Origin of the sequence: Dietzia cercidiphylli (genome assembly GCF_039531545.1) — a bacterium.
Taxonomy (GTDB): domain Bacteria; phylum Actinomycetota; class Actinomycetes; order Mycobacteriales; family Mycobacteriaceae; genus Dietzia; species Dietzia natronolimnaea.
Map to the genome: position 1 here is coordinate 1 of NZ_BAAAQG010000016.1, position 12,047 is coordinate 12,047.

At 60.0% G+C, this 12,047-nt stretch carries 11 protein-coding genes; 7 read left to right on the top strand and 4 right to left on the bottom strand.

Annotated features, from left to right (window positions below; all coding sequences use genetic code 11):
• Positions 1-187 precede the first annotated feature (187 nt).
• Complete coding sequence (locus ABD250_RS15270) at positions 188-922, bottom strand: TIGR02391 family protein (RefSeq protein ID WP_182658893.1); 735 nt, start codon at positions 920-922, stop codon at positions 188-190.
• 110 nt (positions 923-1,032) lie between these two features.
• Between ABD250_RS15270 and ABD250_RS15275 the strand changes: the two genes are divergently transcribed.
• The 4 genes from ABD250_RS15275 to ABD250_RS15290 all read left to right on the top strand — a co-directional run bounded on the left by ABD250_RS15275 (position 1,033) and on the right by ABD250_RS15290 (position 6,148).
• Entirely contained in the window at positions 1,033-1,557 is a 525-nt protein-coding gene (locus tag ABD250_RS15275) for a phosphoribosylamine--glycine ligase (RefSeq protein ID WP_182658894.1), read from the top strand.
• A 215-nt stretch (positions 1,558-1,772) separates the two neighbouring features.
• Positions 1,773-3,023 (top strand): AlbA family DNA-binding domain-containing protein, encoded by a 1,251-nt coding sequence (locus ABD250_RS15280; protein ID WP_182658895.1) that lies wholly within the window; start codon positions 1,773-1,775, stop codon positions 3,021-3,023.
• Between the two features lie 45 nt (positions 3,024-3,068).
• Complete coding sequence (locus tag ABD250_RS15285) at positions 3,069-4,007, top strand: hypothetical protein (RefSeq protein WP_182658896.1); 939 nt, start codon at positions 3,069-3,071, stop codon at positions 4,005-4,007.
• 377 nt (positions 4,008-4,384) lie between these two features.
• Positions 4,385-6,148, top strand: a complete 1,764-nt coding sequence (locus tag ABD250_RS15290; protein ID WP_241730697.1) for a competence protein CoiA family protein — start codon at positions 4,385-4,387, stop codon at positions 6,146-6,148.
• Here ABD250_RS15290 and ABD250_RS15295 read toward each other — a convergent pair.
• On the bottom strand, positions 6,145-6,447 hold the full coding sequence (locus ABD250_RS15295; protein ID WP_338404203.1) for a putative quinol monooxygenase: 303 nt from the start codon (positions 6,445-6,447) through the stop codon (positions 6,145-6,147). The two genes, ABD250_RS15290 and ABD250_RS15295, sit on opposite strands and share 4 nt — an antisense overlap.
• 50 nt (positions 6,448-6,497) lie before the next feature.
• Complete coding sequence (locus tag ABD250_RS15300; RefSeq protein ID WP_344393137.1) at positions 6,498-7,286, bottom strand: recombinase family protein; 789 nt, start codon at positions 7,284-7,286, stop codon at positions 6,498-6,500.
• Positions 7,287-7,564: 278 nt separating this feature from the next.
• On the opposite strand from ABD250_RS15300, the gene ABD250_RS15305 reads away from it, so the two are divergent.
• The 3 genes from ABD250_RS15305 to ABD250_RS15315 all read left to right on the top strand — a co-directional run bounded on the left by ABD250_RS15305 (position 7,565) and on the right by ABD250_RS15315 (position 10,252).
• Positions 7,565-8,617 (top strand): hypothetical protein, encoded by a 1,053-nt coding sequence (locus ABD250_RS15305; RefSeq protein WP_182658729.1) that lies wholly within the window; start codon positions 7,565-7,567, stop codon positions 8,615-8,617.
• Between the two features lie 230 nt (positions 8,618-8,847).
• Positions 8,848-9,408 carry a recombinase family protein gene (locus tag ABD250_RS15310; RefSeq protein ID WP_182658730.1) on the top strand — a complete coding sequence of 187 codons (561 nt, stop codon included), beginning with the start codon at positions 8,848-8,850 and terminating at the stop codon, positions 9,406-9,408.
• A gap of 109 nt (positions 9,409-9,517) precedes the next feature.
• Positions 9,518-10,252, top strand: coding sequence for a pentapeptide repeat-containing protein (locus tag ABD250_RS15315; RefSeq protein WP_182658731.1), 735 nt, complete (start codon positions 9,518-9,520; stop codon positions 10,250-10,252).
• Positions 10,253-10,309: 57 nt separating this feature from the next.
• Here the strand turns inward: ABD250_RS15315 and ABD250_RS15320 are convergent.
• On the bottom strand, positions 10,310-12,047 hold a 1,738-nt coding region (locus ABD250_RS15320; protein WP_344393139.1), incomplete at its 5' end, for a phosphate ABC transporter permease.

Genomic DNA, 12,047 nt, shown 5'->3' on the forward strand with positions numbered 1-12,047 from the left:
CAACTGGAGCGCCTACCCCGAACTCCGCCAGGAACCCGACACCACAGAACCCGGCACCTGACCAGTAGGCGGGCATTTCCGCATACCCGCGCCTACTCACGCAACCTCGATACCGGTGGATCAAGGGTAAGTGGCCTCGCCCCCAGCGGCGGGTTGACTGCGCCCAGCCGGCGGCCACTGGCCACGCTCAGACCATTTCGGTGCTGGCCTGATCAACCCAACGTGCCAACAAGCTGAAAGCGGCGAGTTGCTCCAAGGCCAGCTGCTCTTCACCTCCGTCATCTTCCTGAGGCAGGTGCATTCCGGGGTTACGAATCGCGGCGTAGAGGCCTTCTGCGAAGGCGCGGGCACCTCGGTGCAGGTTCTCGTACGTCTTTCCGCCGTCATTCTTGGCTAGACGGAGTCTTGCCACTCCAGCCTTGGGCGCATTAAGCGAGAATGCTTCATTGAACAGAGCTGTTTCGGAAACGTCCATGCGCTCGAGCTTGGATTGGGTTTCCGCGTTGATCCGAATCGCAGCCTGCATTACGGCCTGGTGGTAGTGGCCGGTGTTCCAGTATGACCGGCCGTTTTCCCAGGCCCAGGGGTGGAGGTTGGCCGCATCCATGTCCGGCGCGTTGTCGCCGAGCTTCTCGGCGAGTTCAGCCTCGCGCTCCAGAGCCGCTTTCGCTCTCGACGCCTGATCTCGAAGCCATGAGTACTTGGCGTCCGTCTCCGGTCGCTCTCGAGACCAACCTGGCAGCACTCGGTCAAGGATTTGCTCCACGACATGCGCCCTCTGCGATGCTTCGGTCTTCGATCCGCGCATGACTGGCCCAGCAAATACTACGCTGCCGCCACTGGCGCTCGGACTCACCTGGTCTGTGACGTGCAGAAATTCGTCGATCTCAGAAGTCGCCCATTCGGTGTCTAGTTTCGCCATACGCAAAGTATGGGCGAACGTGTCGACATTTGAAGCGCCTTGGTCCTAGTGAGAGGCGCTGTCGGCTCGCCTTGCCTTGGGTGCTGGCGCGGAGCACTACCGTTCTAACCATGGAAACAGAGTCCGTCGCACTGCTCATCTCTGCGCTCTCCATCCTCTTGGCAGCGCTGTCTATCGGTTGGCAGATTGCGCAGTACCTGCTCTCAGCAGGTCGGCCTAAGGCGACCCTTCTGCATGGTCTCGTATCGCATTCCGAGGCACTCTCGGGGCCTGTCACCGCCAACGGAAAGGGACTCGACGTTCGTCGGCTACGAGAGCAGGCATTGGGCGGCTTTGAGGCCGTGGGGATCCAGGTGACAAACCATGGCCGTGCTCCAGTTATCATCGAGAGCGTCAAATTGCGCCCTCGGGGCGGGGTTATGACGCTCATCCCCATCAGTGAGCGGATCGGCCCGGATCTTCCGCACAAGCTGGAACCGGGCGCGAATGCCAGTTGGTTCCTCGGCTACGACCACGCGGTGAGGTTGGCAGAAGCCTCACGCGAGGTTCTCAAAGAGAACGTCAGTGGCGTCTACATGACTGCCCAGCTCGGAACGGGAAACACGATCAAGACCCGGCGGACACTTCGGGCGTGATCGCGTCGCGCAAACTTCGCGGGCGCCTCGAACTCGTATGGACAAACGATAGGCGTCCGCCAGCGCGCCGCTGTTAGCTCCGCTGCAGGAACGCAAATGCGCGACCGGGTCAACCCAGTCTAAGTTGCGCAGCATCTTGCAGCCAGCGCGGCCAAGATATTGCAGACCAGGGCCGCATCCCGGCACCGAGATCGTGCACCAGACATACTTGAGTCATGACTGAATCGTTCTACCTGGGCCCAGGGAATACCCGCTTCGCACCGTCCTCCTTTCAAGATGTCGTTGCAGCGGCGGAGAGCGGGCTTCTAAACGAGGGGCACTGGGTAGAACTCAAAAAAGCGGTCCCGCCCAAAAGTCCGGGCGCAAACCTGGAACTCGCTAAGGACTTGGCGTCACTGAGCGTCGATGGCGGTATTATGGTCATTGGAATAGAGGACAAAAAGGGCGCGGCGGGAGCCGTCACCGGAACGCCCATAGATGGCTTAGCTTCGCGGATCGACGCTACAGCACTGGCAAAGGTGCATCCACCGCTTACCGTGGTTACTACTATTCTCCCACACGCCGACAATCTAGACACCGGTGTTATTCTGGTGAATGTCCCAGCGTCCGTGTCAGCTCCCCATATGGTCGATGGAACCTATTGGGGGCGTGGAGACGAGGGCAAACGGCCCTTGAGTGATGTTGAAGTCCGCAGATTGCTAACGCTGGAGCAAGGTCGAAGCGAGAAGTTCGAAAAGCGACTTTACGATGTTGCGAAGGTCATTGGCGGCGAACAACTTCAACATACTGGCCCCGCCTTCAACTTCCTAGCGGAACCGGCGTCCACCACGTACGGCGCGCCGGTCACGGAAACCCTTGGTCAGGGGCACCTTCTGCAGTGGTTCTCTGAGGCAGTCCCCCATCAGGCGAAATGGTCGCCCAGTTTGCTATCACTCCAGCACCGCGTCCCTCATCCGGACGGCGTATCAGCAGCATCCTTCAATCTCAGCGCGAGAAGCGCGTACTACTGGGACCAGCTTTCTGTGCTAATCGGCGACGACGGATGCTGGTACGCCCGTGGGGGGTCGGCAGTTTCTCCGATTGGCTCAAGTAGCGATCCAAACGACGGAATAGCGGTCTTCCGCGCGGGGGCAGCAATCGAACTTACGCATGCTTTGTTGATATCGATTGCCCACTTCGCCAACAACAAGATCCCGTTCCAGGGACAATGGACTATCGGGGTGCATATCAATCAATTATCCGGGATAGAGCCAGTCGAGAAGCACATCGGGAGGTTCCCCGGGGAATTTTCGGCGTACCCGCGCGAACAGTACATCGGAAAAACTATTGCGACTACCGATGAGATGACAAGTAATCCTGCCCAGGTTACTATGCGATTATTGCGGCGCCTTTTGCGCGCCATGAGCGTGGAGCACTACTATTTCCCATACTCCGATTTCAAAGACATCGGAAAAGGTCGACATTAGGACAGTTCGCCGGCCCTACACTGTCCAGCCGTTTAGGATGGGAGTGTGCAGAAGCAGCAGGTCGAAACGCGTGTAGCCGACCAAGTCGCTCGGGTGCTCGCGGGCGGACAGGCCGAAGACGACTACGTCGAGTGCAAAGGCGAGTGGTACGGCGACCACCGCAAGTCAGCCCGCCAGATTGCTGGATTGTGTAACGCTGCTCGCGGCGACGAAGCGATGTGGATTGTCGGTGTCGACGAGGACGCCCACCAGCTACGACCTCTGCCGACCACCGAACATTCGAACTGGTGGGCGCAAGTCAGGAAGCACTTCGCTGGCGGGGTCGCTCCCGAACTGGACACCCTCGTTGTCCCAGTAGCCGACGGATCGGTGGTCGCACTTGTCTTCACCACTGACCGCGCGCCGTATGCCGTCAAAGTCGCAGAGCATCAGGTGTCGCTGGAGGTCCCGTGGCGGGAAGCGAATAGCACCACCACCGCCACCCGGTCGCAGCTCCTCAGGCTGCTCGTCGCTAACGCAGGGACGCCTGCGCTTGAGTTGATCGATCCCGTGGTGTCGTGCATTTCGTCTGACACAGCGACATTCGAGGCCGACCTTTTCGTGTCTGCCACCGAGCGCGCGATGCTCCCGAACCACCGATGGTCGCTCAGCATCTTCTCCAACGAATGGGACGCAGAAGGGTGGGGCCCGCTGCGCCCAACGCTGGAGGTTCACCGGATCGGCATCGACGGGGAAGGCCCCGGTGTGCGGGTGCTCGATCACTCTGGAATCTACGTCGATGGATCAGGCCGGGTTAGCCTGCGCGCCGAGCTCGGCCCCAACGATGCCTGGACGGTCGACCATCGTCGTACCCTGCGGCATCAACCGTTCTTGCGCGTGGTGCTGGACATGCCAACCGACCGGCACGGCCGATCGGCACGTGCCACTGCCACTCTGCGCGACACCCCCACCAACACAATCGAGAAACGCTGGCGCGAAAGGTGACCGTTGGTATGTAGCCCCTCACTCCGCGGTCAACAGCGGTGTCGCGTTTGACGATCCCCCAGCGCAACCGGCTCACGGACGAGTCAGTCGCCCTGCGGACTTGGTTGCAGTGATGCATTGTCATGTCGCACGGGAGAATCGCGCCGAGCGCGGTTATTCGCGACGCACGTCTTCTCTTTGTGTCTGATGCGCCGCCTATTCTGCCCGGTTATGGCGATGTGCAACACGGAAAGACTCCCGGCGAAGGACGCTGCCAGGGCTGCCAAAGCCGGACCGGCACGAGCTCTAGCGTTAGTCGGTCACGGCATTTCACGTTCGCAACCCCCTACCTATGGCCAACTCTCAGTCGTGAGGGTCCAGGCCGATGTTCATTCGCGATGACACCGGGAGGACACACTGAGGCACTTCGCGCCTTCCTCGACGGGGAGACTCGCCAAGTGTGGGCTCGAGACCGCGCCAGCGGCGATCCAGTATTCATCGAGGAAGGTTCAGCTGCCACGGTCCGTTCACGCGCCAAAGCCGAGTGGGAGTGCATTGTGCCTGGCTGTGACGCTCCGATCTCCTCGCGCGGGGGCGCCAGACGCGATCATTTCTTCCATCTCACTGCCGTAGACCACCCAGGAGAGAGCCTCAACCATCTTGCGGCAAAGGCAATGCTGGCCCAATGGGCCACAGGCTGCACCGTCGGCCGAGCGGTGGTGAGAGAGGAACAAACGGTGAAGAACCGCGACCTATACCGACGCCCAGATGTGCTGATCACGCGGAACGGAGACGGCCACCGGTTGGCACTGGAAGTCGAGTACAAGTGGTTCAGCGCCGAGGATTGGCAACGTAAGCAAGACGACTTTGACCGTGAGGGTATCGCCTGCGCATGGCTCCTTGGTCACACCGGAATTGCTGTCGACGCAAGCGCCGCCAAGTACAGCCGAGGCACCCCGGTCCGGGTACCGCCGCTCGCATGGGTGCTCGCACAATCAGGACGCGACGCTGTCGTGGTGAACCCCGTCACTCGCCAGATCGGCACCCTATCCGGCGACCCTGATCTGACAACTCGGCTCGGTGAACGCTGGAGAAATGCCTATCTAGGAGTGGACGACCTGAACAGTTGTCACCTCGACCCTCTTCGCGGAGTGGTGACACCCACTATGCAGCGAATAGACGCCGCTTCGGCTCAGCGTCGTCAGCAGGAAGCTATTCAGCGGGCGCGTGAGGCGGCCGAGCTACGCCAGCGTGAAGCGCGGAGTGAAAAATGGGCCATGATCGTACAAGCCAACGAACAGACTTGGGACGCCTCGCCGTTGAAGCGAGCGATACTCCAACGGTGGGGGAAAGTACCGGAGGCGCTCAGCGAGTCCGGCGACCATCCGTACGGAATACATGCATCCCCGGCACACTGGCATTCCGCGCTATATGAGGCGCATATCCATCAACGCCGACGCGGTCACGTGTTCACGGTCGACGACTGCTGGAACACGCTGAACCGGCACGGCATTCGTGCGAACTGGGACCGGGGAAAGCGATTCAAGTCGCTCGTAATCTTTCTCGAGTCGCTAGTAGACGCTGGTTTGATCGATCGAACAGGCCGCTCCTACCAGTGGCAGGTACTTGCCGACCTCGACCAGGTCGCTCAACTCAGAGCCGAGGCGGCTCGCGAAAAGATGCTCCGCCAGCAAGACCGCGCAGAAGAGAAGCGACAGCAGAGACAGGCCCGCGAAAAAGCGATTCAGGATGCAAGACGGCAAGCCAACGAGCTTCGCGAGCAGCATCGGCGTGAACGCGCAGAACACCGGCAGGCGTGGTTAAACTCCGACGTCTGTCGAGAGCTCGTAGCTCGCTACGGCGCGGTGCCGGAATGTATCTCCTGGGCAAGCACAACCCTGACTAGCGCGATCGATGCCGATCCAGCGCTATGGCGAGCACACATTTGCCTCCGCCTAGTACAGGACGCTCCAGCTGGAATGCAGATCACCACCGGACAAGCGCTCACCGTCCTTTCCGAAGCCGGGATCACATTCCCTGCTGAGCCCGACGCTGTCGCTGCCATCGACTTCTACCTCAACAACCTTCGCCAACGCGACATCCTCCAAAACCCGAACGGGGACAGAACGGTGTACACCACGACAGGTAGAAGTCTCTCCTAGTTATGGAGTCCCGTGATGGAGTAGTCGCGCTCGATGCTTGCCGTAACTGCACCCCACTGGCTGCCTTGAACTCGGTCCTGATGCCTACGGAACGAGGCGGCGTCGTCAAAGACCTCCTCGACACGCCAGACCAGACTGTCCTCGGTCGGGGTCACTGAGAATGACCTGCAGCCCTGCTCGGCTCGCGTCAGCTCGACATGACGCGGTAGGTGGGTGGCGACAAGGGTGGCTTCGCGCTCGTCGCGACAGATTAGTCGGCCTTTGAGATGAACTTCGGTCACCGATCCAGTTTCGGCCACTTCCTTGCAGGTTGGCCCCTGAACAGCGCAGACAGGCCGATCATCGATGGCTACGTAGGCGGACGTTGCAGGGCGCGGTACAGCGTGGACCGGCCGACTCCGAGATCACGGGCGATCGCCGACGGCCCCTCCCCCGCCTCGATGCGGGCGCGGGCCTTCTCGATCTGCTCACTAGTCAGGACGCGTTTGCGTCCCTTGTACTTGCCTTTCGCCTTGGCGATGGCGATGCCCTCGGCCTGGCGTTCGCGAATGATGGCTCGCTCGAACTCGGCGAACGCCCCGAGCAGAGAAAGCATCAGATCCGCTCGAGGATCCTGGGCTCCGGCGGCGTAGGTGGCCCGCTCGTGGACGAACTCCACGCTCGCGCCCTTCGCGGTGATCTCGCCGACGATCTGCTTGAGATCAACCAGGGAACGGGCGAGTCGGTCCATCGACGCGACAACCAGCTCGTCACCGTCCCGCAGGTACCTGATGCACTCTTCGAGCTTCACCCGATCGGCACGCGAGCGAGCGGACTGCTTTTCGATATAGACCCGGTCGCACTCCCCTACCGCCTCGAGCTGACGCGCCTCGTTCTGATCCGCGGCCGACACCCGCACGTACGCCACCCGCTGCCCACGCGGGCGTGAGGCCCGGCGAGCCGACTTCGGATCCGGCTTTGGCTTTTGCTTTGGGTTCCGCTCGATGACGTTCTCCGAGTCCGTCGACTCCACCCGAAAGTTCCAACCCAACTCGTCCCGTCGCCGGAACCGAGTCCGCACGCTCCCGCGGCTGACGATGAGCACCTCCTCGCCGCCATCACCCGAACGGTTCAGCAACGTCCCGATCCGCTCAGCCATCAGAAGTCCCTCTCGCCCAGTCTGTGTATCAATACACCCTAGACCCGACGGGATGGCGTTTCATAAGTATCGAACTAGACCCTGTGACACAGCAGCGATCGTTGGCGGCGTTCCGTCCCGCACGGGTGTACCCCAATGAACCAGCGAGAGTCGGTGCGACGACCGGCCGTCGATGCAGGCGAAGCGAACAGACTGTGCGTTCAAACGCCGACCGGATAATGGAGACTACGGCTAACCGTTCATGTCGTACCCAGCGCCTATTCTCTCCTCGACCCTGAATGAAGAAGTGGACAGATGGCGATGATCCGTTAGCCTCGCCCAATCAAGCGACGGTACAAGTAAACTACAATATTGCAATCACGCATAGGCCATTCGAAGGAAAAAGAGTGAACAGCTACGATTCGCGATCGGTAATACTCTTTGGGGATCCCAGAATCCCGGGGACCTCCGGCACCTGGAGCGAGATAACCACCCTTTCCGAGGACAAGTACGAGGAGTACAGGAACTCCTTGTGGTCACTCGACTCACTGCTCCGAAGAAGCCACTTTCCTTACTTTCGGGCTGCATGCTTAGACTTTGTTAACCAAGTGGAAGATGCTGGTGAGCGCGTAGCCAACGGTTCGATACCGGGTTCTGGTGACGATTCTATCGAACTGCTCTCCTCTAAGTTTATAAGATCACTTCTTGCGATTTCCTCACTTATCAAGTTTGAGCAAGACAAGAGCCTTGAAAGAATTCAACGATCCCGGGGCGAGAACTCGGAAGAACATATTCGAGCGACGAAAGAATACAGTCGCCTCTACGATGAAAACTTTGGCTACCGCTTCCTAAGTCGACTCCGAAACATCATGCACCATGACACGATGGAGGTCATTCGATTTTCTGCCACCGCTAGCGCAACCCCATCGGGAAATATCGGCGTTTGCGAGGTACGTCTCGAGCGCTCTGCCTTCTTGGACAGCCAGAGAATTAACAGCAGCTTAAAGCGAGATCTGCGAGAGCTCGAAGACGACCCGCTCATAATAGAAATGGTCGTTCAATCTCTTCTTGGCTTGGCGGGACTGAATCGGTTCCTGCGACCATACGCATATCCCGATTTGAATCAGTACTGTTCGTCGATTCGCGAGTTCGAAGCCCTTTTTAAGGGAGCTCCAGGCTTACGGTGTCTCGCCGATGGACAAATAGCCCCCAGAGGGGATTCCTTCAGCATTCCAAATCACATGTCGGCATCGCCCGATGTATTGAGTTTCGCTCATGGACTAATCCCTGATCTTCCAAATATTCCGGAAATGGATTTACCTCGTTACGACCGACCTGAATACCTGACCTAGTCCACTCCCGTGGAACAGCACTTCGATTCTATTATCAACTTGGGTCGCGATTCGCGACAGGTTGCCTAAATACGGTGTCGCATTAGTTAATCCCTAGCGCGACACCCAACGAGCCCTCATGCGTTGGAAGATCGCGCAGCTCGAACCTTAACGGCGCTACGTGCCGGTGTCGTATTTACGAGTAGTGCAAATAATGAGCACACAACACGGTCATATGCGACACTTGCGGCGTGAAGATCGGATATGGGCGCGTGTCGACCGCGGAACAGAACGTCGAGACGCAACGAGAAGCCCTCATCACTCTCGGAGTCTCGCCCGAGAAAATCCATCTGGATCGAGGGGTGAGCGGTCGCCGGCGCGTACGGCCGGCGCTCGACCGCGCCCTGGGCGAGCTGCGGGACGGTGACGAGCTCGTAGTGACCAAGCTCGATCGGCTTGGACGCTCACTGCGCGATCTGCTCGACATCGCCGACGAGATCCGCGCCAAGGGCGCGGCCCTGACCGTCGGACGCGCGACATATGATCCCGCTGATCCCATGGGCGCGATGATGTTCCAGGTGCTTGGGATGACTGCCGAGTTCGAGGTCGCCATGAACCGCGAACACACACGCGAGGGCGTGGCCCGAGCGAAAGCCGAGGGCAAGTACAAGGGCCGACAGCACAAGCTCTCCCCCATCGAGGCCGAGAAGCTACGTCGGATGCACGCCTCCGGCGACTACACCGCCGCCGAACTCGGCCGGTACTTCGGCATACACCGCACCTCGGTGTATCGCTATCTGCCCAACACTTAGTGCGTGCTTCTTATCCGGCCATAGCGAAAGGTGGTCTCCGATTTCTCACTACATGCGCCCACCCCAGAGGCCGCGGCGCCGCCGGCAGCTCGCTGGTCATCACAACGACGTGAAACCGCCGAAGGAATCAAGCTCACCACCCCAAACCGGACCCACCTGGTGGGTACGCGACATCCTCATCGCAGGCATCGTAGGGATCATCGTCGGTGGCACCACTTCTTACTGGACTGTTGTCGCTCAGCAAAGAATCGACGACGCCCGAGCCGACCGAGAACTCCGCGCCGCCAATCTCACGTTCGTCCGCGAGCGATCATCGACCGACCCGCTCCTTCCCCGCCCCTTCACTTGGCTTGACCTCCGGGACCAATACCTGGGCGGTCTTGATCTGCGAAACGCAGATTTCTATGGGGCCGACTTGTCCGGTGCCAGTCTGAACGGTGCGGATCTCGCAGGCTCGTCCATGCATAATGTGAACCTGAGCGGCGCATTCATCAGAGGTGCGACCCTCGCCAGCGCGCGGATGGGTTCCGCCGACCTGCACGGCGCGGTCTTGAGAGAGGCCGATCTGAGCGGTGCCAACTTCTTTCGTGCCGACCTCAGCAACGCCGACCTTTACCAGGCGGATCTCTCAGATGCAGAACTGATTGGTGCGTCATTAGTAGGCGCTGACCTCCGAGGGGCCAACATGAGCGGCACAGATCTGCGTGATGCAGATCTGACCGGGGTGTGCTGGGAACACCCGAACCCACTTCCGACCCCTCCGGAGTGGAAGCTCCCCGACGCGCAGTGGCCTCATGGGTTCACCCCGCCGCCGTCCACTGACGCGAGCTGCAAACCTGGGTGAGGCGGGTATATCGCACTGGCTTCCGGAGCTCGTCAACAGAATATGGGAGTCAGACTGTCACGGATACGAAACCCCCTCAGCAACGAAGATCGCCTCAATTAGGGCTTGATTCGTTGCCTCGGCGATGCGTTCGCCTATTCCTTCGGCAGTGAGATCCAAAGCCCGCAGCGATTCACCGATCTTTGCTATGGCCAAGCAACGGCGAATGAGGTCTTTATGGGTCTGGGCGTAGCGAGCCAACGCCGACCATTTGGCTGAGGTGTCGGCGAGATCGAAGCGGTGAGGGTCGATGATGTCCATTACGAACTCGCTGTCGCCGTCGTCGTGCCAGAACAGGAAGTCGGGGTGCATCAGCTGGTGCTTGTCGCCGAACTCGTACGGGACCGCCAACGCGTGCTGTCCAGATGACGGGTTGCGGTACCAACCAACGAGTGTGCTCGAGTTGAGTTCGGCGTCGAGGACTTCTTTCTCCCACGAGGATCGAGAGGTGTCGACGGGGAACTTGCCAGCGTCGGGCTTACCCGACGGTATGACATAGAGATGCGATGGGTAGGTGCCAATTGGCTCCACCGTCGTGCCACGCACCCTCTCGGTCGCCGCCGGGTAAGCATCACGGGCCGTGACCGTAGTCGGCAGCATCGGCGCGTCACCTAGGTGCCACAGCGGTTCTATCTGGTTTCGGATATGGCGCGGTTTCGCCGACACCTTGGCGGAATGCTGGTGGCGCCAGCTGTCAATGAGGGCTGCTGCCTGCTCCTCGACCACCGTCTTGAACCCCAGGTCCGCCATTGCGGCCAATCGGGCAGAGGCGTCGAGGTCGTCCTCGCCCCGATCGCAGAGATCGTTGTAATACCAGTTAGCTGAGCCGTCCGGAAGAAGACGTTTCGCTTTCAGAAAGTAACCTTCTAGGTCGCGCTCGTTAGTCGGGGTGGCGGACTTGCCGACGCTCTGCATGATTGCTTCGCCATAGGCGACCATCGTGGTGCTGATGTTCAGCGACAGGATGTCTTCAACCTTGGCGTCGATTTCGCTGCTGCGCTGTCCGTCGGCAGCACGCATCTGGTCGACGATCCACTGCTTTGCCTTGACCGAACCCTGATTGATGAGACCGTGTTCGGTGAGCGTCGCGGCCAAGCGCATCAGCTGGGCGGTGCGCGAGCTGAACGATGCGCTCTGTCGAGTGTAGGACGGAACATTGTCGAGCAGATCGAACAACTCGGCGGGCACATCTGCCGACCTTGTGCACACGACGGGAGCGACCACTATGTCAACCTTTACGGTCTCCTCCTCAGTGAGGGCGTTGACGACGCGCGCGACATGCTCCGTGCGGAATCCGGGCAGGTACGCAGCAACCTCGTTGAGTCGGTCCTCCCCACTATCGACGCGCTTGGCCAGAGGCGTTCGGACTAACCGCCCAATGAGCTGGGCGATTTCGGTGTAGCTGTCCTTGTTCTGAAAGGAGATCATCACCTCGGCCCGCGGGCAGTCCCATCCGGTAGTCAGTGCGGACTTGAACAGCACTACCCGTGCCTGGTCGTCACCGGAGATAGCTTCGGGCGGTAGGTATCGGACGCTCTTGTCGCCAACTTTGTACTGGCCGTGGTCGCCAAACGCGTGAGCAAGGGCGTAGCCCGACAATGCAGGCCAGGTCGATTCCATTACTGCGAGAATCTCTGCTATTCGAGCCTCCTCTTTCGCTGGAGACAAACCTTGCTCGACCTGGACTACTAGCCCCGGTGATTCACGGGGATCTGCGGATCGCTGGGCGAAAATAGACCGAAGTGCTTCCTGAACA